Source organism: Catenulispora pinisilvae, from assembly GCF_015356865.1.
Classification (GTDB): domain Bacteria; phylum Actinomycetota; class Actinomycetes; order Streptomycetales; family Catenulisporaceae; genus Catenulispora; species Catenulispora pinisilvae.
In genome coordinates, this window is sequence record NZ_JAAFZA010000065.1 from 1 (window position 1) to 26,019 (window position 26,019).

Sequence of the window (26,019 nt, forward strand, 5' to 3'; positions counted from 1 at the left end):
GGTGGCGGGTGTGGGTGCGGGTGTCAGGGTTTTGGTTTGTGGCTTGCGGTTTGTGTGTTGGTTAAAGGCATTTTTACGGAACTACCTGGTATTGACTAATCACGGATCGAGACGCAGTTCGCTGTGCCACTCGGCTTTCGTTGGCGGGTGGCGGTTGTGTGGGTGGTGCGCGCGGGTCCGAGTCACTACCGCACGCGTTGTGTTGGCGGGCGGCGGTCGTGCGTGGTGGGTGCCTGAAGTCAAAGGCAGGCGCCTCCGGCGGGGGCTCTTGGCTCCCTCGGGGAACTGGCGCGGTTCCATAGGGTGGTCACCTCAGGGCCCTGCGGCGGCGGTTTGTGAGGTGGTTGCGGTTCGTTCCCCTCGGTCGCGTCGTCAGCCCCAAGGGGTACAGCGCCGAACCCCGGGAGTAAAGTCCGCGCGCTTGCGGTCAGGCGTGGAGGTGGCGGCTGCGTACAGCGCGAACTTGACTCCCGAGAACCGGCACTGTAGGCGAAGCCCTGCCGACGCGACCGAGGGGAACGAACCGAAAACCGACCGGAAGAATAGCAACCGCAGGGCCCATAGACGCAGCTCAGCGATGCGGCTGCCGGTGAGACCCTGGCGACGGGCCGGTGATCAGCTGGTCGGCGACATCCCCGCCTTCTGATGGGTTATCTCGGCATGCCGCTATCGCGACGGTATCGATTGCGGCCGCCAGGTCGATCCGGCGCCCGCCAACCCGGAGTGCGCAGCCTCGGGGGCTATCGCGTCAACCAGCACCCTGACCGGCGGCCGAACTCGCCGAGCCGCCGGTCCCGCACCACCAGTTTTGTACTTCTCCGGCCGGTTTTCGGTTCGTTCCCCTCGGTCGCGTCGGCAGGGCTTTGCCTACAGCGCCGGTGGCCGGGAGTCAAGTTCGCGCTCTGACAACCGCCGCCTGCCCGCCCGACCGCAACGGCGCGGACTTTACTCCCGGACACCGGTGCTGTACCCCTTGGGGCTGACGACGCGACCGTGGGGAACGAACCGCACCACCTCAGGAACCGCCGCCGCTGAGACTGGCTCGGCCACCCTATGGAACCGCGCCAGTTCCCCGAGGGAGCCGAGAGCCCCCGCCGGAGGCGCCGGCTCTTCATCACAGTTTTTGATCTTGATCTTGATCTTGCAGTTGATCTGGCTCTTGATCTGGTTCTTGATCTGGTTCTTGATCTGGTTCTTGTTCCGACTTGCCGGAGATGAAGAGGCCTGAGGTGCGGCGGGGTTGTGAACGCGAAGACCGGCAGCTGAGTCGCATACTCGCCGCCCCGAACCCCGAACCGGCACAACCATGACCGAAGGCCGTAAAAAGCTTTGAAACCCACAACCCAACCGCAACCCGGCCCGCAAACTTCGGCCCCCAAAAGAAGCCCCGCAGCCTTGCCTCGGCAGCAGGTCACGCTGTCCGCAGCGCCAGCCGCGAACGGATCCCGACCGGCGACCGGCGACCCGCGACCCGCGACCGCCGACCGGCGCAGCGTGAACTGCCAGCCAAAGGTTGCCTGACGCGCTCCCAGACGCGCGCGCTCCCAAACACGTGCGCTCCCAGACACCTGCGCTCCCAGACACCTGCGCTCCCAGACACCTGCGCTCCCAAACACGTGCGCTCCCAAACACGCGCGCCCCCAGATGTTGTGACCCCCGCGCGCAAGGTGTTGTATCTCAGCGCATTGTCCGAGGCGACCCAAGGTGCCATGTTACATTTCATGAATCCGCGCCTGGCCGTCACCGACCACGTCTTCACCGTCCCGCTCGACCACGACGAGCCCGACGCCGCCACGATCGACGTCTTCGCCCGCGAGGTCGTCGATCCGCGCCGCGCCGCCGATCCGGGCGGGCTGCCGTGGCTCGTCTTCCTGCAGGGTGGCCCCGGCGGCAAGTCTCCGCGTCCCGGCGGGGGGTATCCCGGGTGGCTCGACCGGGCGTTGAGCACCCATCGGCTGCTCCTGCTCGATCAGCGGGGGACCGGGCGCAGTACCCCGGTTACGCCGACCGTTGCGCGGGGTTTCGCCTCGGGGGAGGATCTCGCGCACTATCTGTCGCTGCACCGCGCGGACAGCATCGTGCGCGATTGCGAGCACATCCGCCGCGAGCTGTGCGGTGACCAGCCGTGGGAGACGCTGGGCCAGAGCTACGGCGGGTTCGTCACCCTGAACTACCTCTCGCGCTATCCCGAAGGGCTGCGCGCGTGTTACGTGACTGGCGGAATACCCGGCCTGGACACCTCCGCCGACGACGTCTATCGCAACACCTATCCGCGCGTCGCCGCCAAGAACGCAGAGTTCTACGAGCGCTACCCGCAGGACCGTGGCAAGGTGGCGCAGATCGCCGAGATCCTGAACACCGGTTCCGTCCGGCTGCCCGACGGCGACAGTCTCACCACCGACCGCCTGCGTAGCCTCGGCCTGGCCTTCGGTATGGGCGACGGTTATGAGCGCGTGCACTGGATGCTCGATGAGGCCTTCGCTCGGCCCGGTGAACTCTCCGACACGTTCCTGCTGAACGTGAGCGGCCCGACCGGGTTCGTCGACAACCCGCTGTTCACGATCTTGCAGGAACCCTGTTTCGCCCAGGGCTCGACGCCGACCGCGTGGGCCGCGCAGCGCATCATGGCCGAGCACCCGGCCTTCGCCGAGGACGCCGACCCGCTGCTGTTCACCGGCGAGATGATCTACCCCTGGATGTTCCAGGACGTCCGGGCCCTGCGGCCGTTCGCTGAGGCCGCCGACATCCTGGCCGCCAAGGACGACTGGCCGCTGCTGTACGACCCGAAGCAGCTGGCGAAGAACGAGGTCCCGCTGGCCGCCGCCGTCTATCACGACGACATGTACGTCCCCGCCGAGTTCTCGCTGCGCACGCTGAGCAGCCTGGGCGCGGCCCGCGCCTGGGTCACCAACGAGTGGGAGCACGACGGGGGCAACGCCTCAGGTGGCTCGGTGCTGGCGCGGCTCATGGACATGGTCGCCGGAAGGGTCTGAGCAAGGCTGGCCGAGACTGACCATGACCGGCCGAGACTGGCCGAGGCTGGCCGAGGCTGGCCGAGACCGGCCGAGACTGGCCGAGACCGGCCGAGACTGGCCGAGACCGGCCGAGACTGGCCGAGACCGGCCGAGACTGGCCGAGACCGGCCGAGACCGGCCGCGTTCGACCACGTCCGACCACGTCCGACCGATAACCCGGTACCGCGCAGCGCGATAACACCGATTCCGATGCGGGGAAGCTGATGGAGCGACTGGAACTGCGCCATCTGCGCACACTCTGCGCGATAGCGGACACCGGCAGCCTGCGCCGCGCCGCCGTGGCTCAGGGCTACTCACAACCGGCCCTGACGACCCAGCTTCAGCGGATCGAGCAGTACTTCGGGGAGCCGCTGTTCGCGCGCAGCAGCGTCGGCGTCGTGCTGACGGCCCTCGGCGGCGAGATCGTGGCCCAGGCGCGGGACGTGCTGGCCCGCATGGACGCCATCGGGCCGCGCGTCAACCGCGGCGCGGCTCAGGGCCGTACGGTGCGGCTGGCCGCTACGAACACGCCCATGCTGTCCGGGCTGCTGACCCGGTTCCGTGATGCCGCGCCCGGGCATTCCGTCACGGTCAGCAGTGTCTATTCCTCCGCGGAGATCGTGGCCATGCTGGAAGAAGGCGTCGTGGACGTGGCGATCGGCGTGGATTATCCGGGTCAGGAGTTGCGGCACTCCTCGACCGTGGCGCATCGGGGGATCGTCACCGAGCCGAGCTTCGTCGCCCTGCCGGCCGGCCACCCGCTGGCCGGCCGGCAGGAGGTCTCGTTGACCGACCTGGCCGACGAGGCCTGGTTCGTGACCCCCGACGACGGCGCCGGCTGGCCCGGCGTGTTCTTCACGGCCTGCGACGTCGCGGGCTTCCGCCCGGCGACCCTGCACGAGTTCCTGGGCGACCGGCGTCAGCTGCACGCGATGGTCGGCGCGGGCCTGGGCGTCGCGATCGTGCAGGCGACGTTCCCCACGACCGCCGAGATCGTGGTCAAACCCCTGATGGGGACGCCGCTGTGGTGCCGCTACCTGCTCACCTGGCGGGTCTCGGCGATCTCCGACGACCTCGTCGACACGGTGCACCGCTCGGCGGTGGCCGCCTACCGCGATCTGGTCGGCTCCGCGCCGCACCTGCGGGACTGGGCGGCCAGGACGTACAGCGCTTCGCGGGATTGACCTCTCCGCTCCGACGGAGAATCCCGCGACGTTATCGCGATACTGCTATTTCTCTATCGCCCGGAACATTGTCAATGCTCATCGTCGGATGAGAGTTTTTCTCCCACCCGCCGCCCGGCGAAATCCGCTGAGGAGGCGCCTGTCTCGTAATTCCGACGTGCTGCCCTGCGCTATTCGCCTTGGAGTCACCGCATGATCCGCTCACGTCCCAGCAAGGACCCGACTGTGCCCCGCACCCCGGCGGCGCTGGCCTGGCAGCGCCTGCGCGCCGACCGGACCGGGATGGCCGCCGGGGTGGTGGTCTGCGCCTTCTTCCTCCTCGGCTTGTGCGCCCCGCTGATCAGCGCGATATATGGCAAGAACCCTTACACCACCTACGGGCAGAACGAACCCGGGCTGCTCGACGAGTTCGGATATCCCACCGGCTCGATGGGCGGGATCAGCGGCCGGTTCTGGCTCGGGCTGGAGCCCGGGCTGGGCCGGGATGTGTTCACCCAGCTGCTGTACGGGATCCGTACGTCGCTGCTGATCTCGGCGGTGGTGGTGCTGATCGTCACGGTGCTGGGGACCGCGGTCGGGTTGATCGCCGGGTACGCCGGCGGCTGGCTCGACGCGGGGCTGGGGCGGATCGTCGACATCGCCTTGTCGTTCCCCTCCACGCTGTTCATCATCGCCTTCGTCCCCGTGGTGCAGTCGCTGTTCGTCTCCGCCGACCAGCAGACCCCCACCTGGATGCGGGTCACGACGCTGGTGGTGGTCCTGGCCGCGTTCGGCTGGGCGCCGGTGGCCCGGCTGCTGCGCGGGCAGGTGGTCTCGCTGCGGACCCGGGAGTTCGTCGAGGCGGCGCGTATCGGGGGCGCCTCGCCGATCCGGATCGTGCGGCGCGAACTGCTGCCGAACCTGTGGACGCCGATCCTGGTCTCGGCCTCGCTGTCGGTGCCCGTGTACGTCACGACCGAGGCGGCGCTGTCGTTCCTCGGCGCGGGCATCGACGAGCCGACACCGGACTGGGGCCGGATGATCCACCGCGGGGCCGAGGTCTACCTGTCCGACATCACGTACATGCTCATCCCCGGCGTCGCGATCCTGATCTTCGTCGTCGCCTTCAACCTGCTCGGGGACTCGGTGCGCGACGCGCTGTCGCCTTCCGGCCGCTGAGGCGTCACGGGCGTACGGCCGCCGCCGGAACACGCGAATCCACCCATCGAAGGGATCTCCCATGCCTATATCCGTATCCGCATCCACATCTATATCCAGATCCAGGCGCCGGTCCCGCTCGGCGCTCGCCATCGCCGTGCTCGGCACCCTGGCGGTCACCGCCGCGTGCTCGTCCTCGGCGGCCGAGAAGTCCGGCTCCGGCGATCCGGCCGCGGCCGGGACCGTGGCCAAGCAGGCCGTCGCGCTCGGCACCGCAGCGGACTCCCAGGGCCCGGACCCGGCGGTGCCCGGCGCCAAGTCCGGCGGCACCGTGACGGTGCTGGAGCAGTCGGACTTCAGCCACCTGGACCCGGCGCGGGTCTGGTCCTCGGCCAACCAGACCGCCGATCTGCTGCTGACCCGCCAGCTCACCAGCTACCAGCAGGTCGGCAACACCACCAAGCTGGTCGGCGACCTGGCCACCGACACCGGCACCAGCAGCGACGGCAAGACGTGGACCTACCACCTCAAGGACGGGCTCAAGTACGAGGACGGCAGCACGATCACCGCCCAGGACGTCAAGTACGGCATCGAGCGCACCTTCCAGAAGGAACTCTCCGGCGGCCCGCAGTACCTACAGATGTGGCTGACCGGCAAGACCGACTACTCCAGCACCTACTCCGGCCCCTGGGGCGGCCAGGATCTGCCGCAGATCGAGACGCCCGACGCCAAGACGATCGTCTTCCACCTGGCCTCTGTCCACGCCGACTTCCCGTTCGCGCTGGCCATGCAGGCCTACAGCCCGCTGCCGAAGGACAAGGACACGAAGTCCGCGCTTGACCAGCACCCGTTCTCCTCCGGTCCCTATAAGGTCGACAGCCACGATGTCGACAAGGGCATGGTGCTGTCCCGCAACGCCTACTGGGACCCGAAGACCGACCCGGTCCGCCACGCCTATCCCGACGGGTGGACGTTCGAGTTCGGAGCCCAGGCGGTCGACATCAACCAGCGGCTCATCGCGGCCAACGGCCCCGACAAGGACGCGATGACCTTCAAGGTCACGATCGGCTCGGACCTGGCCGCCCAGGTGAACTCCAGCCCCGATCTCAAGGCGCGCCTGGTCAACGAGGTGACGCCGTTCTCCGAGTTCTACAACATCAACACCCGCCGGGTCACCGACCCCAAGGTCCGCCAAGCCCTGCTGGAGGCGTTCCCGCGGGCCCAGACCCGGCAGCTGCTCGGCGGCCCGGTCTACGGCGACTTCACCAACACCATCCTGTCGCCGGTGACCGACGGCTACCAGAACTACGACCTCTACAACGTCCCCGACACCGGCGACCCCGAGAAGGCCAAAGCGCTGCTGGCCACCACCTCCAACCCGCACCCGACCATCGTGTACGCCTACCAGGACGACACCGCCTGGCAGCAGGGCGCCGTCGCCATCCAGCAGGCGCTTCAGAAGGCCGGCTTCAATGTGGTCACCAAGGCGATCAGCACCAAGAACTACCTCGACCAGACGCAGAAGGTGGACAACCAGTACGACCTCTACTGGGGTGGCTGGGGCCCGGACTGGCCCAGTGCCTCCTCGGTCATCCCGCCGCTGTTCGACGGCCGCCAGATCACCGACGGCGGCGGCAACAACTCGCTGCTGAACGACCCGGCGGTGAACGCCGAGATCGACCGCATCGAGGCGATGACCGATCTGAAGGCGCAGGACACCGCCTGGGCCGCGCTGGACAAGAAGATCATGCAGGAGGTCCCCATCATCCCGTGGGTGGACCCGCGGCAGGTCTCGCTGTACGGGCCCGGACTCGGCGGCGTCCACACCGGTTTCATCGGCACCTGCTACCCGCTCGACGTCTACGTGAAGTAGCCCGCGGATCCCCCTTTCGATCATGGAGCGCGACCTTGTTCGGATACATCCTCCGACGGGGACTGGGCGCGGTGCTGATCCTTCTCGTCGTCAGCGCGGTCACCTTCCTCCTCTTCTACGCCCTGCCCGCGGACCCGGCCCGGCTGTCCTGCGGCAAGACCTGCACCCCGCAATCCCTGGCCCAGATCCGCCACAGCATGGGGCTGGACCGGCCGCTGGCCGTCCAGTACTGGCAGTTCCTGCACGGTGTCTTCGCCGGCCGGCACTTCGACGCCGTCTGGTGCGCCGCGCCGTGCCTGGGCTACTCCTTCGTCAACCAGCAGTCGGTCAGCTCCACGCTGGCCGACCGCTTCCCGGCGACGCTCTCGCTCGCGGTCGGCGCCTCGGTGCTGATCCTGACCGTCGGCGTCGGGTTCGGCATCCTGGCCGCCCTGCGCCGCGGCCGGGCCCTGGACAAGCAGCTCACCGCCGTGGCCCTGGTCGGCGCCTCGATGCAGGTGTACTTCCTCGGCATCGTCGCCCGCTACCTGCTGGTGGACCAGTTCGATCTCCTGCCGCAGCCGGGCTACACCGGGATCACCTCCGACCCCGGCAAGTGGTTCGGCGGCATGCTCCTGCCCTGGATCACCCTGGCCGTGGTGAGCGCCGCGACCTATGTCCGGTTCACCCGCTCGGCGATGATCGAGGCCGAGTCCCAGGAGTATGTGCGCACCGCCCGCGCCCAAGGGCTCCCGCCGCGCGTCGTGCACCTGCGCTACGCCTGGCGCGGCGCCCTGACCCTGGTGCTCACCCAGTTCGGTCTGGACCTGGGCGTCTTCCTCGGCAGCGCGGTGATCACCGAGACCACCTTCAACATCCACGGCATCGCGCAGCTCGCCGTGACCTCGGTGACCAACCTCGACCTGCCGATGATCACCGGCACCGTACTGGTCGCCGCGACCTTCATCGTGGTGTGCAACACCGCCGTCGACTTCTGCTACGCGCTCATCGACCCCCGGGTGAGGCTGTGACCATGGTGGCTTCTGTGTATGACAGCTATGACAGCAACGACAGTAGTGACAGCTATGACAGCTACGACAACAGCGACAGTTACGACGGCAAAGAGGCGGCCGTCCGGCCGCTGCTGGCCGTCGAAGACCTCGCGGTGCGCTTCGACACCGAGGGCGGGACGGTCCAGGCCGTCAATGGCCTGAGTTTCTCCCTCCAGCGCGGCCGCACCCTGGCGGTGGTGGGGGAGTCCGGTTCCGGCAAGAGTGCCACGGGCCTGGCGATCCTCGGCCTGCACGACCGCCGGCGCGCGCGGATCTCCGGGCGCGTGGAGTTCGACGGCGTCGACCTGGCCGGCCTGGGCGAGCGCGGCCTGGCGGCCTACCGCGGTTCCCGGATCGCGATGGTCTTCCAGGACGCCCTCACCGCGCTGTCCCCCTACCACACCATCGAGCGTCAGCTCACTGACGCCTATCGCCGCCGCACCGGGGCGGGCCGCCGCGCGGCCCGGACCCGCGCGGTCGAGATGCTGGCCCGGGTCGGCATCCCGGACCCGGCCCGGCGGGTGGCGGAGTACCCCCACGAGTTCTCCGGCGGCATGCGCCAGCGCGTCATGATCGCCATGGCGCTGATGGGGGAGCCGGACCTGGTGATCGCCGACGAGCCGACCACCGCGCTGGACGTCACCGTGCAGGCGCAGATCCTGGACCTGCTGGCCGGCCTGCAAGCCGAGTCGGGCCTGGCGCTCCTGCTGATCACCCACGACCTCGGGGTGGTGTCCGGCGTGGCGCACGACGTCCTGGTGATGTACGCCGGCCGCGGTGTGGAGCAGGGACCGGCCGCCGAGGTGTTGGCAGGGCCCGAACACCCCTACACCGTGGGTCTGCTGCGCTCGGTGCCGACGCTGAAGGGGGATCCCGACGCCGACCTCACCCCGATCGCCGGCAGTCCGCCGGACCTGCTCGACCCGCCGCCGGGCTGCGCCTTCCATCCGCGCTGTGACCAGCGGCAGCGGGTCGGCGGGGACCGGTGCGCGACCGAGGTGCCAGCCTTCGTGCCGCTCGCCGATTCGGAGCGCCTGCGCGCCTGCCACCTCGCCTCCGGTGCCCTCGAAGCTCTCGAAGGGAGCGTGATCCGGTGAACCCGCTCCTGGAGGTCTCCGGCCTGGCCAAACACTTCCCGGTCCGTCGCGGGGCGGTCCTGGCGCGCCGGATCGGTGCGGTGAAAGCCGTCGACGACGTCGGATTCACGGTGTCCCGCGGCGAGAGCCTGGGCCTGGTCGGCGAGTCCGGCTGCGGCAAGTCGACGACCGGCCGCCTGATCACCCGGCTGCTGGAGCCGACCGCGGGAACGATCCGCTACGACGGCCAGGACATCGCCCACGCCGGACGCAGAGAACTGATGCCCTTGCGCGGCAGGATCCAGATGGTCTTCCAGGATCCCTACAGCTCCCTGAACCCCCGGCACACCGTGGGCGAGATCATCGCCGCCCCCCTGGCGTCCCTGGGCATCGGGAGCAGAACCGGCCGCCGTGACCGGGTACTGGAGTTGCTGGAGACCGTCGGCCTGGACGCCGCGCACGTGCACCGCTACCCGCACGAGTTCTCCGGCGGGCAGCGCCAGCGGATCGGCGTGGCCCGCGCCCTGGCCACCGAGCCGGAGCTGATCGTCGCCGACGAGCCGGTGTCGGCGCTGGACGTCTCGATCCAGGCCCAGATCGTCAACATGCTGCGCCGGCTGCAACGCGAGCTCGGCATCGCCATGCTGTTCATCGCCCACGACCTGGCCGTGGTCCGCCAGGTCAGCCACCGGGTGGCGGTGATGTATCTGGGGCGGATCGTGGAGATCGCCGACCGCGACACGCTCTACGAGCGATCACAGCACCCTTATACGCAAGCGTTGCTTTCGGCGGTGCCGGAGCTGGACGCCGGCACTGGCGTCGGCATCGGGCGCGAGGTCGGGCGCGGAGCCGGGCGCGAGCGGATCCGGCTGGTCGGCGACGTCCCGAGCCCGCTGAACCCGCCGTCGGGCTGCCGCTTCCGGACCCGCTGCCCGAAGGCGGCCGAGGTGTGCGCGGCGCAGGAGCCGCCGCTGGTGCCGATCGGCGGCGGGGCGGACGGGCATTTGACGGCTTGCCACTTCCCGGCGCTGCTGCCGTTGTGAAGCACCTGTGACAAGCGGCGCTGGCGTGGACCAAGTCGTCGGCGATCACATGGGGACCCAGCTGGTCGGCAGGTTCGGGTCGAATGCCGCCGTCACCAAAAGCGACTCAAGGTCCACCATGAGCGCCTGCACTTGGTCCACGGATACATGGTGGGTGTCGACCTGAACTTCCAGTTCGACCGTGTCCGTGGTGGCCTCGACCTGGACCATCAGCTTGTCGAGGTACGTCGGGAACGGCTGGCCCCAGGACAGGGTGCTCTCGCCCTGTGCGGCTTCCAACTCCCGTCGGGGCGGCAACGGGCCGGCCGGCTCGGCTCCGATCCCGAGTCGGCGATCGTTGAACAAGCAGGAGAGCTCGATGATCTCGCCGCGCTCCCTGTTGATCCGCGCGCGTAGTTCTTCCAGCTGCGTCGGGTCGTAGTACGCGTACTTCGAGCAGAGCGCCAAAGCCCGCTGCGTGCGGTTCACCAGCTCGTCGAAGGACGCGTCCGTGACCTCGACCATGAGCAGGCCGTTCACGGACAGTGGATGGGAGACGTCCGCGAGGCCCGGTCGAAACCGGTTGCTGACGACCACCTGGATCAGCGCGGGAGCGATACCGGTCAGCCGCGCCACGGCCACCGCGTACCCGGCCAGCAGCACGGTGGAGGCCGGTCCGCCGGTCCGGGCCGCGACCGCCTTCGACGCCAGGTGAAGGGCCCGGGATTGGAAGATCGCGCGCCGGTAGCGCGGCTCGCCGCGGTCCGTGCGGGGACCGAACCGTAAGGGTCCTGCTGTGCGCAGAAGACGTTCCCAGTGCCGTAGCGATGCCTCGCTGTGCCGTCGGCCGGCCGGTGTGCGTTGCAGCGCGGCCAGCTCCAGCGGGCCCATCGCCGGCTCCGGGTTCTTCGGCTGCCCGGTGACCGGATCGCGCTGTCTCAGCTCTTCGAGCATGACGGCGATACCGCCGCCGTCGGTGGCGACATGCGAGATGGTCACCACCACATGGGTGACGACGCCCCGCGCGCGCACCCCGGCCATCCGGATCGGCCACTCCCGCGCATGGTCGAACGGCGTCGCGTCCCACCGGTCGGCCAGACCCCGGGCGACCAGCCCGGGGTCGTCGCCGTCCGCGACATCGACGATGCCCAGCACTGCCCGGCCCGAGCCGGACACCTCCTGGGTGAGGGTGCCGTCCGCGTCCTGCCGGATCCTGGCGCGCATCGAGGCGTAGCGGGACATGAAGAACTCGAGTTCCGACGCGAGATCCCCGATCGTCCTGCCGTCCGTCACCGGGACCGCCCCGCCCATGCTCAGCGACGTCCCGGCCTGCCGCATCAAGGTCCAGACCTTCTGCTGACCCCACGTCAGATCACCGGCACCGGCACCGGGGCCCTCGAAGGGCACGACGATCCCATCGGTCATCCGTACCCCGCCAAGAACCGTCTCTGGTACCGGTACAGCCATCGCCGCCGCCCTTCGGGATACGGGAGCCCGACTCCCGCGGTCGGCACTATCGTCAGCCAGGCGAACTCGTGGCGCAAGACTCTGAGAAATCTCGGTAAGAACACGATTTCTGCTGGCTGGACGGTATGCGAGGGGAGCGAATCGCCCTAGGGCTGCGCCGCACTCCTGGGTTTGACAGCAGGTCAAGCAACGGCACCTGACCTGCTGTCAAAGCAATCACTGCGGCGGGAACCGGGGCGCTCGCTGTTAGCTGGTCGCCAGCGTGAAGTCGAGCTCGAAGACGCCGCCTCTGCGGATGGTCACCTCCTTGGTCTGCGAGGCGTATCCCGTGGTGGAGGCGACCACTGCCAGTGGCTCGCCGCACCCGGGCAGCCATAGCGAGTACGCGCCGTGGGCGTCGGTGGTGACCGTGTATCGCGGGTGGGTGCAGGTGCCGGATGCCGCGTCGCGGGCCGCGCACAGCTGCACGGTTGCCCCGGGGAGGGGTTTTGCGGCTCTGCTCGCGGTGGCGGCCGAGGTTACCGTGCCCGTGACCTCGCCCCAGGATCTGGGCGCGGCTACGTGCAGGTTCACCGGCAGTGCGTTGCTGACGTACGGGGTGTCGGTGGTGAAGGTCAGCGCGCCGGTGTAGCTGCCCGGCGCCGTGATCTGCGAGGCGTCGAGTGTTACCCGGACGTTGATGCTCTGGCCTGGCGCCAGTTCCAGTGCGCCACGGTTTCGTTGGGTGGTGAGCCAGGAGACTGTGTCGCCGCCGCACTGGTCGAAGCCGGGGAGCACCTGTGACACGTCGTTGCCGGTCGGGAAGGCGGCGCCGACCGCGATCGAGCCGCCGATCTGGTACATGCCGCAGCTTGCGCCGCCGCTGCGGAAGGTGGGGTAGACCGCGTTCGGTAGTGCGCTCCAGACGTTGTTGAGCGGGTCGTACTGTTCGGTCTGGTTGGTGCCGTCGGCGTCGGTGATGCCGCCGACGATCTGCAACTGGCCGTTGGCGCCGCTGGAGGACATGCCCCAGTCGGGGTAGGGGATGTCAGCGGCCTGAGTCCAGGTGTCGGTCTTCGGGTGGAAGAGGTACGTCGAGGCCAGGCCTTCGGTGTGGCCGCCGGAGTCGTGGGTGTCGCCGCCCGCGCAGACTACCTCCGCGGTGATGCCGGCACAGGCGCCCCACTGCATGGGCACCGGGTAGTCAGCCAGCTTCGTCCAGCTGTTGGCATTGGGCGAGTAGCGGTAGGCCGCTGACGACAGACTCTCGCAGTTGTCGGCGGCGCAGCCGCCGATCACGTACAGGCTGCCATTGAGTACCGCGGCGGTGGACGCAGCCGTGCCCTGCGGCAGGTCCGCGACCCGCGTCCACGAATCGCTGCCGGGGTGGTAGGCGTAGACGGTGGATTGGATCTTGCCGTCGTGGCTCCAGCCGCCGACCACGTACATCGTGCCGTTCAGGAACGCCGCCGACGGAGATTCCAGTGCCTGCGGCAGCGGCGCGATGGCGGTCCACGAAGCACTGACCGGGTCGTACATGAAGCTGTCGGCGAGGGCCACGCCGCCGACGATCTGAGCCACGCCGCCGACGGAGTAGGCCCGGCCCTGGTAGTACCCGACCGCGTTGTCCATGATCGGCTCGGGGTAGTCGGCGATGGCCTGCCAGCCGCCGGTGCCCGGCACCGGAGCGATCGCCGGCGTCTGCTTCGCCGGAGTCGGGCCCGCCGGATCCGTGCTCTCGGAGCGGACCGCCGGACCGCTCGGGTAGTCACCCGGCACCCGCTTCAGCGGCACCGGCACAGACGGAGTCACCGTATCGCTCGCCGTTACGCCGGCACCTGGTGCGGTGGAGCCACCGCTCTGCTCGCCGAGGGTGACGTGCAGCGGGGCCCGGCCGGTGTTGGTCAGGGTGACGTCCCGCTGGGTCTTCTGGCCGAGTTCCTCGCCGACCGAGAGCGAAGACGGACGCACCGAAAGCCGCCCGGCCTGCAAGGTGACATCGTGCTCGACGACCGAATCGGCGATCGTCTTGGCGGTCGTGGTCAGCGTGGCGTACCGGTTGGCCGCGGTGGTGTAGGTGTGCCGGCCGGCCCCCTCGCTGAACAGCCAGTAGAAGCCGTCGGCGATCGCGGTGTCGTCCGGGGTCGGGTGGCTGGTCGCGGTGGTCGTCGCGTTCGCCTTGTCCGTGGTCGCCGCACCGTTGAGCGGCTGGTGCGTGTTGTCGTCGGTGACGTTGCCCTCGACGATGCCGCCGGGCACGGTGCGGCAGGTGCCGACGTAGACGTTGTCGATCTGCCAAAGCGAAAGGCCCGCACCGCTGTAGTGGAACCGCACCTGGACGCCCGCGTGCCCGGCCAGACCGGTCAGCGGTACGTCCACCGGGCCCTGGACCTCCTTGCCGTTCGCGTCCCAGATCTGGTGCCAGGTCTTGCCGCCGTCGCCGCTTCCGTCGACCTCGGCCACGGTACTGGCAGCCGGAAGATAAGCGGTGCGGAACTTCAAGTCCGCGGTTGGCTGCCCGGACAAGTCCATGACCGGCGAGACGAAGTCCGTGTCCTCGGCCGCGCCGTTGTGGTCGTACGGATCGGCGGTGCCGAAGTTGCCCGAGCCGGTGGTGAGGTTCCACATGGCGTTCGGGTCGTCGAATTCCCAGGTGTCAGCCGCGCTCTTGTTGTCGGTGACGGTCCAGCCGCCCTTGCCGGTGGTACCGCTCCAGCCTTCGAAGTCTGCCTGGGCCGGGTACGCGTAGCCGGGGGCCGTGCAGATGTTCTGATCGGCTCCCACCGCGAGGTTCTGGGCCACGTCGGCGGTGCCGACCGTGACCGACATGTCGGCGGTGCCGTAGCCGGGATAGATCGGCGTCACGTGCAGTGTGTACTTCGCGTCCTCGGGCAGGCTCACCGAGTACGCGCCCGTCTTCGGGTTCGAATAGATCGCGCCGTTCGGGTAGCCGTCGATGGTGATTTTCGAGTACAGCCCCCACTTGTGGCCGGTCGAGTCGAGCACCTTACCCGAGACTGTCTTGGACGGGATGGTGGCCAGCGTGAGGTTCACCGTCGTGGTCTGGTTCGCGGTGATCTGCACACCGGCTTGCGTCGCGGACTTGAAGCCGTACGCCGTCGCGGTCGCGCTATAGGTACCCGGCGCGACTCCGACGGTGAACTTGCCTTGGGCGTCGGTTGTCGCGTGGAAGGTCAGGCTTTGCGACGCGTCGGTGAGCACGACGCTGGCGTTCGGTACCGGGCTGCCGGCCGAGGAGGTGAGGGTGCCGGTCGCGGTACCGAAGCTGCCCAGGGTCAGCGCGGTGATGCCGTTCGGCGTGCCCAGGCCGGTCGGGCCGTCCCAGCCGACACCGGCGGTGCACAGCACGTTGCCGCAGCTGCCATCAGAACCCTGGGTCACGTCGAACAGGTGGTTGCCGCCGAAGGCGTACGGATAGGTCACCGGGTACGTCCCGGCGGCTGGAGCGCCGGCCAGGGCGTACATCGCGGTGATCAGAGGCGCGGACAGGCTTGTGCCGCCGACCTGCACCCACCCCGGTTGGCCGAGCGTGTCGTAGACCGCCAGGCCGGTGTTCGGGTCGGCGACCGCGGAGATGTCGGTGGTGGCTCGCTTGGCACAGTCGGTCGCCAGGCCGGTCTGGTACACCGGCTGCGGTTCGTAGGCCGAGCAGCCCGAACCCCCGGAGGCCCAGGCGGTCTCGGTCCAGCCGCGCGTCGTCGACGGGTCGGCGGTCAGCGTGGTGCCGCCCACCCCGACCACGTCCGGGTCGGACGCCGGCCAGTTGACCACGTTCCCGGTGTCGCCGGAACTGGCCACGATCGCCACGCCGGGGTGGTCGTAGTCGCTGTCGGCCTGCTCGCCCGCGAACTCACCGGGGATGCCGTAGGAGTTCGAGACGTACTTCGCGCCCAGGCTCACCGCGGTCTTCTCAGCGGTGCCCAGGTCGGAAGAGGCGCTGCTGGCCGCCTCCACCAACAGGATGTGGCACTGCGGGCAGGCCGAGGACACCGCGTCCAGGTCGAGCGAAGTCTCCTCGGCCCAGCCCTTGTCGTCGGTCGGGTATTCGGCGCCGCCGGTCTGGTCGGTCTTGCGGAAACATCCGTTGGCGGCGGTGCAGGCGGGCAGGCCGTAGTGCTGGCGGTAGGCAGTCAGGTCGGACTCCGCGGTGGAGTCGCCGAACGCGTCGACGATCGCCACGGTCTGACCCTGGCCGCCGTCCGGCAGGTGGTAGGCGGCCTTGATCTGGTCCGGACCGAGCGCGGTGGCCGGTGGTCCGTCGGCGCCGGCGATCAGGCCGCGGGTCTTGTCAGTGGCTTCCAGCGCGAAGCAGACCGCGTGGTCGGGGGCCGGGTCGGGCACGTTGCACGTCGCCGGGCTGTAGTCCGGGTGGCCTGCGGCAAGCTTGGCCAGGCGTGGGTCACTCTGTGTCTCAGCCGTCGGCGGCTTGGGCGTCACCGGGCCCTGCGACGAGGCGGCGCTCGCGGTGGTCGATGCGGCGTTGCTCGGTGAGTTCGTACCCGCCGACGCCGGGGAGGCGTAGCAGAGGCTGAAGCCGAGCAGGCCGGCTATCAGTCCCAGAAAGGGCGCACGACGGCGCCCGGGGGAGTGCATCGGGAAGGTGCCTTTCGCGGAGTTCGGGTGTCCAGGCTGTGGCCACCCGGATCGCGGTGCGGCCGAGTGGTGGATGGGTCGCGTCCCTGGCGAGTATGCGGTGTGAACGCGCGACGCTCGATTGGGCAGATGCCCTAAAGAAAGGAATCAGAGCGTGCGCGGATTGGTGGCCGGTCTGGCGAGGCGGCGCAGCCGCCGCAGCGCACGGAAAACTCGGCGGGAACGAGGCTGGGCGTGCCGGACCATCGCCCTCGACCCGGTGTTGGTCGTGGGCGATGGGCTTGCAAGCGCAGCGCCGCAAGGGACCGGTGCGGCCAGGCTCGGAGCTCCGCCGATTTTCCGCCCGGCCACCAATCCGCGCACGCTCTCAGTCCCGAGCCGTGTCCGCCATGGCCCCGAAACGGCTCTGTGTCACGATGACGGCCAGGGCGGTGCGCGTCGTCACGCCGTGCTTGCGCATCGCGGAGTTGAGCTGGGCCGCGATGGTCTTGGGGGAGCGGGACAGCGCGATCGCGATCTCACGGTTCGTCAGACCACTGAGCAGCAGCTCGACGACTTCCTGCTCGCGCGGCGAAAGGTGGTTGCCGTAGCCGCGGCGCCCGGCCCGGCGGCGACCCGGCTTCTCGCCGCCGTGCTGCTGAAGCGTGTCGGCGACACGCTCGGCATCCTTCTTCGCGCCGAGTACGGCCAGGCCTTGCGCGACCTCAGTCCACTGCGACAGGGCGGCTTCGCCCTCGCCGGCCTTCACCAGGCAGAAGGACTTCTGCTCACGGGCCAGCAGCGCATAGTACGGTCGCGGCAGCGCCTGCCACGCGGCGGCGGCGACCTCCCACGCGGCGGCCGCGTCGGCGTGTTCGTCGCGACCCTGGGCGAGCAGGGCGCGGCAGGTCTCCAGCGCCGCACGGGTCGACGGGATCGCCCGGTCGGCGAAGCCCCGGGCGAACGCGGCCACGACTTCCTCAGCTTCGCTGAGGTGTTCGGCCGCGATCAGTGCCGCCACCCGCACCGGCACGGTCTCTGTGGCCCACAGCCACATTTCCTTGCCCAGGACCGCTTCGATGGCGTCGTCGGTGAGCGACAGGGCCTCCTGGACATCGCCGGCGGCCAGGCGGAGCCGGGCGAGCGCTCCAGTGGATTCCATCGACATGTCGGCGATGCCGCGCCGGGTGGATTCGTCGCGGACAGAGCGCACCGCGTCCTCGGCGGTCGGATCGTCGCCCGCGGCCGCGCCCAGCAGCCCGAGGACCAGTCGGCTGTCGAGCTGCATGACGGGTTCGTCGTCGAGCTGCACCCAGTGTCGGGCGCGCTCTGCAAGACCGCTCCACGCGCCGGTGAACCAGTCCAGGTGCGCGATCGTCACCAGCGTCATGTCGCGCAGCCGCAGATAGTGGTGCCGGTGTGAGACGTCCCCGGCGATCGCCAGCCGCCGCCGGGCATCCTGGTAGTGGCCCCACTGCATCGCGCCGTCGGCGGTGTTCAGCGACAGCCGGGCCAGGTTCAACGCGCCCTGTGACGTGGCCTCCTGAGCGGGGAAGGCCGCGGCCAGGTCCCAGCCGGAGGGCTCGCCGAGGTCGAGCAGGGCGGTGATCTGGTCGATCATCAGCACCAGCCGTTCGGCCTCCGGCAGCCGGGACTCGGCGACCGACGCGGCCCGGTCGATCCAGCGCCGGTGCTCGGCGGCGGGCCACAGCGAGCCGACCGGGCCGCCGAGGGTGGCCATCGCCCGCGCCACCTCCGACGGGCTGTCCGCCAGGTCCGGGATGGCGCGCTGGAGCTGCTCGACGCCGTCCGCGTGCTCGCCGACGTGTATCAGGATCCTGCCGAGCTGTTCGCGGATGCGGCCCCGGTCGCCCTGCTGGATCCGCTCGTCGTCCAGCACGGAACGCAGGGTGCTGACGACATCGGCCCGGCGCAGGTAGCCGGTGACCGAGAGCAGCGGGAACTTCTGCGCGATGCGGGCGACGTCGCTCGCGGGGAGTCCGCCTTCGGTGAGCAGTTCGTGCAGCAAGGAGACCGCGGTCGGGTGGTCGCCCGCCGCCAACGCGAGATCGGCGGCCTGCTCGGCGTAGCGGCCCCACTGTGTCATCTCGTTCGCGGCTCGGTAGTGGTAGGCCAGCCGCGCGACGGGTACCGGGCGCTTGTCCTCCAGTGTCGCCGCGGCCCGCCGATGTGCCGCACGCCGGTCCGGTCCGGCGGCCCGGTGGTAGACGGCGCGCGCGGCCAGGACATGCCGGAAGGCTATGCGCCCTGCCTCGTCCTCACCGATCAGGCCACTGAGGACCGCCTCGCGCAGCGCGGGTCCGATCTCGGGCGGGGCCAGACCGCTTACGTGGGCCAGTACCGGTTCTGCCTCGGCGTCCACGAGCACCGCCGCGGCCAGCAGCATCTGCTGTGCCTCGGCGCTGAGCCGGCCGACGCGATCGGTGACGGCGTCCCGGATCGAAGGCGGCACGTCGATCTCGTCGAGGGTGCGCCGGATCCACTCGCCGTCCCGCCGGACCAGGTCGGAGCGGGCGTGCAGCAGCCGCACCGACTCTTCCAGCGCCAGCGGCACGCCTTCGGTGCGCGAGTGCAGCAGCTCGGCGAAGGCCGGGGAGACCAGCTCGTCGTCCAGCATCGAGGAGACCAGCTGCGCGACCTCCGGCGGCTCCAGCCCGCCGAGCGTGACGCGGACGTTCCCATGACCGCCCGAGGAATCCGCGACCTGCCGAGCGCTGGCCGACAGCCGCGGTAGAAGCGAGTCGGCGGGAAGATCCTCGGCCCGGTAGGTCAGCAGGAGGCTGATTCGCTGCGTGGGGCGCGTGGCGAGGAAGAGCAGGAAGTCCATGGTGGCCTCATCGGCCCAGTGCACGTCTTCGACCACGAGCACGCTCACCCCGAGCCGGTCCAGCAGTTCGGCCAGCGCGCGGATCAGCCGGTGCCGCGCCGCCCCCGGATCGCTCAGCGGCTCGGGCGGGGGCGGCAGTGCGTCGCCCCACTCGGGGAACAACGGACGCAGTGTTCCGGCCAGCGCGCTGAGCCCCAACCCGGAGACGTCGGAGCGCCGTTGCCGCGCGGCATCGACGATCGGTCCGAGGGTGAGCGGCTCGCGGAACGGCGGGCACACGGCGACCAGCGGCTCGGTGGTTGGTGCGGCGCTCAGGTCGTCCGCAGCGGCCGTGTGCGTCCGGAGGGCGGCCAGCGTCTCGCGGACCAGCCGACTTTTGCCGATGCCGGCCTCGCCTTCGACGAGGACCAGTGCGGAAGAGGCGACCAGCGCGCGGACGACTCGGGTCAGCTCGGCCGCGCGGCCGACGAAGCGCGGCGTGTCGATCTGGACCACGTGCGAAACGCCAGCCTGCTGTTCATCCTCCGCCGTGCGCCGATTCACCGTGCCAGACTACCGACGGCCAGAGCCTTCCCCATAGGCCGGAATTGCGCCGGATTAACCGCAGTGAACCGCAGTGACTGCACCAACATGGTCGCGTTCGGAACCACGGCCGGCCCCGGGCGTCCGCCTCACCGGGTCTTCGCGACAAGCAGTGTCCAGCCCAGATACCCGCCGCCGAGCGCGGCGGTCACGATCCCGACCGGCAGCGGTGTGCTCAAGGCTCACTGCGCCGCCCAGTCCGACGTGACGACGAGGAACGCGCCCATCGCGCCGGCGCTGAGCAGCGGGGGAGTGCCGGTGCGCGCGAGCCGCCGCGCGAACTGCGGCGCGGACAGTGCGACGAAGGCGACCGGATCGGCCACCGCGGTGGCGGACGCCGCGAGGTCGACCCCCAGCGCCAGTGCGGCCAGGCGGGTGGATTCCACGCGGGTACCGAGCGAACGGGCCTTGTCGTCTCCGAGTCCGAGCGCGCCCAAGGCGCGCCGCAGCAGGCAGGCCGCCGGTAGCAGAATCGCCAAGGCGGCGGCGGTGAAAGCGCACTGAGTCCATCCCGCGCCGTTGAGGTTTCCGATGAGCCACAGCTGGGCCGGCTGCGCCTGCTGGACACTGGCCCGGGTCAGCAGATAGTTCACGCCGGTCGTGGCGATGGCGTTGACGGCGATACCCACCACGATGATCCGGTGACCGCTGACGCCGCGTCGGAACGAGAGCCCGTAGACGGCGGCCGCCGCGGCCAGACCGCCGAGCACGGCGCCGAGCGCGATCCCCGGAAGTGCGGCCTGGCACAAGGTGATCGCCGCGACCGCGCCGAAAGACGAGCCGGTCGTCAGGCCCATGAGTTCCGGGCCGGCCAGCGGATTGCGCAGCAGGGTCTGGAACACCGCGCCGCTGGTGCCCAACGCCGTCCCGACCGCCGCCTCGCATAGCAGGCGCGGCGCACGCAGGGTGTAGAGGATGTACTCGGTTCCGCGGGTGCCGTGGCCGCGAAGCGTTTGAACGGCCGTGCCGAACGGCATGTCGCACGACAGGCACAGCGTCGCCAGGCCCGCCACACCGGTCGCGGCCAGCAACAGGCAGACCACCACGGATCGTGGAGCAAGGCGCGCACGCCGAACTGCTCGCCCGGCCGGACGGCCGCTACGCCGCGATGTGGCGGGAGCGGCTCACTTCGCGGGGCTGGCGGTTGGAGTCCGCGGTTCGCTGAAGTTCTCGTGGCACCCGGCCGCCGCCGAGCAATGCTCAGGTCCGGCCGACTTCGGCGATCATGTCCTGGATCGCCTTGACGACCACGTCCGGGCGGTCGATCGGGACGTCGTGCGAGCTGCCGGCCGCCACGACCAGGCGTCGGTTGGCGGCGTGGCTGACGAACGCGGCCTGCGCGTCCCGCCAGGCCTGGGCGTCGGCGGGCGAGGTGTCGAAGGGGGTCTTCGCTGACTCGATGGCGATCGCCGGCACGTCCTGAGGCCAGGTCATCTGGTGGTACGCCTGGTGCGCCGGCCCGTAGTCCTGGGCGACCGCCAGCAGCTGTCGGGTCTGCTTGGTCGACGGCTGCTTCGCCAAGGCGGCGATCTGGTCCTGGTTGGCGGCGATGACTCTGGACAGTTCGCCGGGGGTGTAGAAGTCCGGCAGGCTCGCGTCGACCAGGACGGCGCCGGCCACCACGCCGGGGTGGTCGTTGACGAAGGAGGTGGCGATCTCCCCCGCCTCGGAATGGGAGACCAGGACCACGTCGTGGGTGACGCCCAGCTGCCGGAGTCCGGCGTCCAGATCCGATACGGCGTCCTGGACCTTCCAGGGGCCGGGTACCTCCTCGCTGGCTCCCAGCCCGGCCCGGTCGTAGGTGATGATCTCCGACCCGGTGTCCCCGGCCAGGACCGGCACCAGGTTCTTCCAGTAGGACGAGTCCAGGCCACCGCCGGCGTCCAGGACGATCGCGGGCAGATGGCCGGGGGTGACGTGGAAGGCCAGGCGGTGGCCGTTGTTGGAGATCATGTGCAGCGAGTTGTCAGGGTCCTGTGATGTCGATGTCGATACAGATGTCGGTGCCGAACCAGATGCCGATGCCGGCGCGGAGGGTGCGGACGATTTGCTGGACGCGCAAGCTGTCGCCGTCGCGAGCAGTGCGGCGGCGGCCACCAGGGATGCGGTCGTGCGGCTGTGGCGAGGGGACTGCGGTCGTGCGGGCATGGGGCATTACTCCGAACTGGATCATTGATGTATGAGAGCTGACATGCGAGGAGGCGGTGGCGGCTGTCGGCCCGACCGACGCTGTGACGCCGTCCTGCTGATGTCCAGTCTCTTGCCTGTGCCCGGTGGCGCGCAGTGGCCCTAACACCCCTCGTGGGGGTGTACCTAGGGCGATTCGCTGATCGGGCGGCCCACGTCGGCCGACCGGCCGGCAGGTATTTCTTGCCACGGCGATCGTCATTCTCGCCATCGCCACTGCTTTCAAGGATCATCGACCCCTGATAATCTCTAGTTAGAGACATTTACTCGACCGGAGAGAGAAGGTGCCCCATGTCCGTCGACCGTCGAAGATTCCTTGGCTACGGAAGTGCGGTGGCGGGATTGTCCGCCGCGACGATCGCGCGCGGCGCGGTAGCCCAGGCCGCCGCGGTTCGTCCCAGTGTGCCCGCGCTGAGCTGGCTGATCGCGGGCTCGGCGTTCGGCTACCTCAGCGATACCACGCTCGCCGGCAACCCGACGGTGTGCCGGAACGCTTTCGGCGGCGGGAGTACCTGGTTTATCGCTGACTATGCCGGGACCAATGCGATACCCTCGCCGATTCCGTCCGGCTACTCGGGTGTCGGACTATTGCGATTCACGGCATATCAGAATGGCTCGACAGGCTTGATCGACGCGCTGTCGGCTGGATTGCCGAGCTGGGTCACCGCGGTGCAGTACGACTCGGAATCGTGGACGAGGACCCCCGATCTGGAGCAGGGTGCGTGGATCTACAACACCCACGCGAAAATGAGCTACGCCCAGGAGTTCTGCGCCGCGGCGCACAGCCACGGGCTGAAGGTCGTCCTGGCGCCCGGCAACGATCTGTGCAACAACTCACCGAACCCCGCCTATCCGGGGCGGGACCCGCAGTATCCGATCACCGCGCACGCCGATCAGGGCCAGAACTACAACGCGTTCGTGCGTCACAACCTCGCCTCCGCGGCGCAGTACCTGGCACCCGGGGACGTCTTCGAGTACCAGGCGCAAGAGCTCGAACTCGACGCCGCCACCTACCAGTCGGTCACGACGAAAGTGGCCGCCCAGGTCGCCGCGGTGAGCACCGGCGTCACCTTCCTCGCCGGCCTGGGCCGCAGCAAGCTCCCGTCCGACGGCGCGACGTGCGCCGACCTCAGCGCCGCCGCGACCGGGGTGGCCGGGGTGGCCTCGGGCTTCTGGCTCAACGTCGGCCACTACACCGACCAGGTGCGGCCGATGATCTGCACGTTGAAGAAGCTCGGCTACTGACGAGGGCACCGGTTACCCGCCGAAGATGTCGGGCAGCCGGGCGACCCGGCTGTCCCGCAGGGCGGCGACGGCGACATCGGGCCGGGGTGCGTTGCACTTCGGACAGTCGCTGCCCTTGCCCGGGACGTTCATCCAGTAGCCGGAGACCTGGCCGGCCGTGGCCACCATGGCCGAGACGAGCATCTCGGGCGTGACGGCCGAACCGTGCGGGTTGGTCGACAGGCCGGCGAGCACGGTCACGGCCGGGTTCGCCGACCGCGCCTGCGCGGCCGCCGCCGAGACGAATCGCGCATACGCGGCCGGGTCGCGCTCAAGACTCTGCGCCTGGACGTCGATCACGTCCGCGTTCCGGGCCGCGTCGGCGGCGATGTTCGCCTTCAGAAAGGCCGATGCCGGGTCAGTGGCCTTAGCCCCGCTGGCATTGACCAGGTCCATCGCGGGAGTGGCGATGAAGATCAGCCCGTGGGCGCGGACGAGCGCGGACGCCTGTCGATAGAACGAAGCCGGGTCGCGCTGCTCGGCGGCGGGTGTCTGGCTCCAGTGCTCGGCGTCGTAGATGACGGCCCGGATGTCCGGTGGCAGGGTCCCGTGGTCAAGGGTGTCCTGTAGGGTCGCGAAACTCTTGAACGACATCGTGGGTACGACCGGAACAGTGGTCGAGGCCCGCTCGGTACCGGTCAGGATCTCGAAGATCCGTGTGCCCGACAACCGGGCCCGGGTATCAGGGTCCGCAGTCAGATCCTTCAGGGCGGCCTTGGTCGTGATCCAGCTCGCCTGAACCTTCCCGCCCGGAACGGTGGGCGCGGTATTGGGACGTCCGCCGGTCGAGCACCCCGCGGCCAGACCGGTCACCGCGAGCAACAGCGCGATCCAGGTGGGAAAGCGCGATCGCAGCCTGGCCGGCGTCTTCACCGGGCGCACGCCGAAGGACAGGAACGCCTCGATCATGAAGAACCGTTTCAGGAACGAGAACGGGATCCACAACAGGAGCCAGGGCAGAAGGCGCAGCCGCCGGTAGTAGACCATGACGATGAACCGGGGCACGAAGGAGGTGATCTGCGTGGCCAGCAGCAACGCCGCGAATCGCAGGACATTGTGCCGCACGGCCGGATCCAGGACCGAGTACTCGAGCGTCAGCAAGAGCATCGCCGTGCCGAACGGCTTGAGCAGACCCTTGCCGGCGCCCAGCGGCATCTTGAACCAGTTCCGCGGGCTCGGCGCGCCGGCCCCGAACGGCGTGAACGCCGCGAAGCTCATGATGCCGCCCTTGCACCACCGGAATCGCTGCACCCTGAGTTGCCGGACCGTGGTGGGCACGTCCTCGAAGGACATCACCCGCGGGTCGATCGCCGCCCGGTACCCCAGCCGGGCCAGCTCGCAGGTGAAGAACACGTCCTCGCCGAGCGTGCCGTCGACGAAGCCGCCGACGGCCAGCGCCGGCAGCCGGCGGAAGGCGCAGAACGTGCCCGGGATGCACGGCACGGCGTCGACCTCGGCGAGCATCACCCGGGCGAAGCCGAAGCTGAAGATCATCTCCAGCGCCCGCATCCGGTCGATCCAGGTGGTGTAGGGCTCCTTGGGCATGACGAACGCGCCGACCAGGCCGATGTCGGGGTGGTCGAGGAAGTGCGGGATCGAGTAGCGGAACGCGTTCGGATCCAGCGCGCAGTCCGCGTCGACGCGGTAGACGAACTCGGCCCGGCACTCGGCCAGCGCGAGGTTGAGCGCGACAGCCTTGCCGCGGTGCCTGCCCGGGATCACCCGGCCGGACGCGTGCTGGAAGCCGGCCATGACCTGCTCGGCGAGCTCGCGGGTGCCGTCCGCCGAGCCGTCATCGCACATGATCACCTCCACCGGGCCGCCGTACGCGCCGGCCGCCCGGTCGATCGAGCGCAGCGTCCGCTCGATCACCACCTCCTCGTTGAACGCCGGGATGATCACGTTGATCGGCGGTCGCCGCTCATCGGGCCGCGGCCTGGGCGGACCGGCGATCCGCACCAGGCCGAGCAACAGATAGATGGTGTCCATGATCCCGGCCCGCATCGCGCGCAGGATGAGGAACGAGACCAGGAGCTGCCCGCCGGCCAGACCGATGAGCACCACTGCCAAGCTGCCCATCAGGCACACCGCGGTGATGATGCAAAGGATCAGCACCGCCGTCTCCCGCCGCCGCCCCGGCTTGCGGGCCGGAACCTGGGTCACCCTCGGGAATTGGAAACTGGTGAAGGCGAAGCGGTAGACGATGAAGTAGGCGACCGTCTCCTGAAGGAGCAGGTCGATCAGGGGCAGCGGACCCAACGGCGCGCGCACCCGGAGGGCGACGACCGCGAGCAGGCACGTCACGACGACGGACACGGCGAGGAACAGCGCGCCGTGCGCCACGATCATCAGCCGCCGCCCCGGCGTCGCCGGCAGCACGACGGCGACGACCACCATGAACATCACGATCGCGGCGGGCACCAGCGGCACCAGGTGCGAGGCGTAGTACGCCGCGAACGCCGAGTTCCCGACCACCGCGGTCAACACGCGGTCGACGAGTTGGCGGTAGAGCTGGGTGAGCGGGGAGGTCCGGAACCAGACGATGGTCAGGTTCGCCACCGCGATCAGAAGGAGGAACATCAGCACGCGCGGCCAGGACGGACGGCGGAACGGCGGCAGCTTCACCACGTTCCCGGCGCCCTGGTCGGAGTCGTCGAACCGGCGGCCGAGCGGCTGCCCGATCACGGCGAGCAGGACCAGGGCGTCCAGGACGAGCAGTACGGTGCCCGACGGCTTCGGCAT

The 26,019-nt window shown here is 69.5% G+C and carries 15 protein-coding genes; 8 read left to right on the forward strand and 7 right to left on the reverse strand.

Annotated elements, in window-relative coordinates; translation table 11 throughout:
- The first annotated feature begins 1,721 nt into the window (after window positions 1–1,721).
- The 7 genes from IZR01_RS19465 to IZR01_RS19495 all read left to right on the forward strand — a co-directional run bounded on the left by IZR01_RS19465 (window position 1,722) and on the right by IZR01_RS19495 (window position 10,358).
- Window positions 1,722–2,993 carry an alpha/beta fold hydrolase gene (locus IZR01_RS19465; RefSeq protein WP_194893997.1) on the forward strand — a complete coding sequence of 424 codons (1,272 nt, stop codon included), beginning with the start codon at window positions 1,722–1,724 and terminating at the stop codon, window positions 2,991–2,993.
- A gap of 245 nt (window positions 2,994–3,238) precedes the next feature.
- Entirely contained in the window at window positions 3,239–4,198 is a 960-nt protein-coding gene (locus IZR01_RS19470; protein WP_194893996.1) for a LysR family transcriptional regulator, read from the forward strand.
- A gap of 192 nt (window positions 4,199–4,390) precedes the next feature.
- Window positions 4,391–5,356, forward strand: coding sequence for an ABC transporter permease (locus tag IZR01_RS19475; RefSeq protein WP_194893995.1), 966 nt, complete (start codon window positions 4,391–4,393; stop codon window positions 5,354–5,356).
- A gap of 61 nt (window positions 5,357–5,417) precedes the next feature.
- Complete coding sequence (locus IZR01_RS19480) at window positions 5,418–7,208, forward strand: ABC transporter substrate-binding protein (protein WP_228559805.1); 1,791 nt, start codon at window positions 5,418–5,420, stop codon at window positions 7,206–7,208.
- Window positions 7,209–7,243: 35 nt separating this feature from the next.
- Window positions 7,244–8,218 carry an ABC transporter permease gene (locus tag IZR01_RS19485; RefSeq protein ID WP_194893994.1) on the forward strand — a complete coding sequence of 325 codons (975 nt, stop codon included), beginning with the start codon at window positions 7,244–7,246 and terminating at the stop codon, window positions 8,216–8,218.
- 2 nt (window positions 8,219–8,220) lie between these two features.
- Window positions 8,221–9,336, forward strand: a complete 1,116-nt coding sequence (locus IZR01_RS19490; RefSeq protein WP_194924652.1) for an ABC transporter ATP-binding protein — start codon at window positions 8,221–8,223, stop codon at window positions 9,334–9,336.
- Entirely contained in the window at window positions 9,282–10,358 is a 1,077-nt protein-coding gene (locus tag IZR01_RS19495) for an ABC transporter ATP-binding protein (RefSeq protein ID WP_194924672.1), read from the forward strand. The genes IZR01_RS19490 and IZR01_RS19495 overlap by 55 nt, the downstream gene beginning before the upstream one ends.
- Window positions 10,359–10,403: 45 nt before the next feature.
- On the opposite strand, the gene IZR01_RS19500 is transcribed toward IZR01_RS19495, so the two are convergent.
- The 6 genes from IZR01_RS19500 to IZR01_RS50725 all read right to left on the reverse strand — a co-directional run bounded on the left by IZR01_RS19500 (window position 10,404) and on the right by IZR01_RS50725 (window position 21,979).
- Entirely contained in the window at window positions 10,404–11,762 is a 1,359-nt protein-coding gene (locus IZR01_RS19500) for a condensation domain-containing protein (protein ID WP_194924653.1), read from the reverse strand.
- 288 nt (window positions 11,763–12,050) lie between these two features.
- Window positions 12,051–16,397: a carboxypeptidase regulatory-like domain-containing protein gene (locus tag IZR01_RS19505; protein WP_194924654.1), complete on the reverse strand. Its 4,347-nt coding sequence runs from the start codon at window positions 16,395–16,397 to the stop codon at window positions 12,051–12,053.
- Window positions 16,398–16,764: 367 nt separating this feature from the next.
- Window positions 16,765–19,767 (reverse strand): helix-turn-helix transcriptional regulator, encoded by a 3,003-nt coding sequence (locus IZR01_RS53340; protein WP_194924655.1) that lies wholly within the window; start codon window positions 19,765–19,767, stop codon window positions 16,765–16,767.
- A gap of 221 nt (window positions 19,768–19,988) precedes the next feature.
- Window positions 19,989–20,852, reverse strand: a complete 864-nt coding sequence (locus IZR01_RS19515) for a FecCD family ABC transporter permease (RefSeq protein WP_194924656.1) — start codon at window positions 20,850–20,852, stop codon at window positions 19,989–19,991.
- 154 nt (window positions 20,853–21,006) lie between these two features.
- Complete coding sequence (locus tag IZR01_RS19520; protein ID WP_228554499.1) at window positions 21,007–21,759, reverse strand: alpha/beta fold hydrolase; 753 nt, start codon at window positions 21,757–21,759, stop codon at window positions 21,007–21,009.
- A 13-nt stretch (window positions 21,760–21,772) separates the two neighbouring features.
- Window positions 21,773–21,979 carry a hypothetical protein gene (locus IZR01_RS50725; RefSeq protein WP_228559807.1) on the reverse strand — a complete coding sequence of 69 codons (207 nt, stop codon included), beginning with the start codon at window positions 21,977–21,979 and terminating at the stop codon, window positions 21,773–21,775.
- 347 nt (window positions 21,980–22,326) lie between these two features.
- On the opposite strand from IZR01_RS50725, the gene IZR01_RS19525 reads away from it, so the two are divergent.
- Window positions 22,327–23,238: a hypothetical protein gene (locus IZR01_RS19525; RefSeq protein WP_194924657.1), complete on the forward strand. Its 912-nt coding sequence runs from the start codon at window positions 22,327–22,329 to the stop codon at window positions 23,236–23,238.
- Window positions 23,239–23,250: 12 nt separating this feature from the next.
- On the opposite strand, the gene IZR01_RS19530 is transcribed toward IZR01_RS19525, so the two are convergent.
- Window positions 23,251–26,019 (reverse strand): glycosyltransferase family 2 protein, encoded by a 2,769-nt coding sequence (locus IZR01_RS19530; RefSeq protein ID WP_194924658.1) that lies wholly within the window; start codon window positions 26,017–26,019, stop codon window positions 23,251–23,253.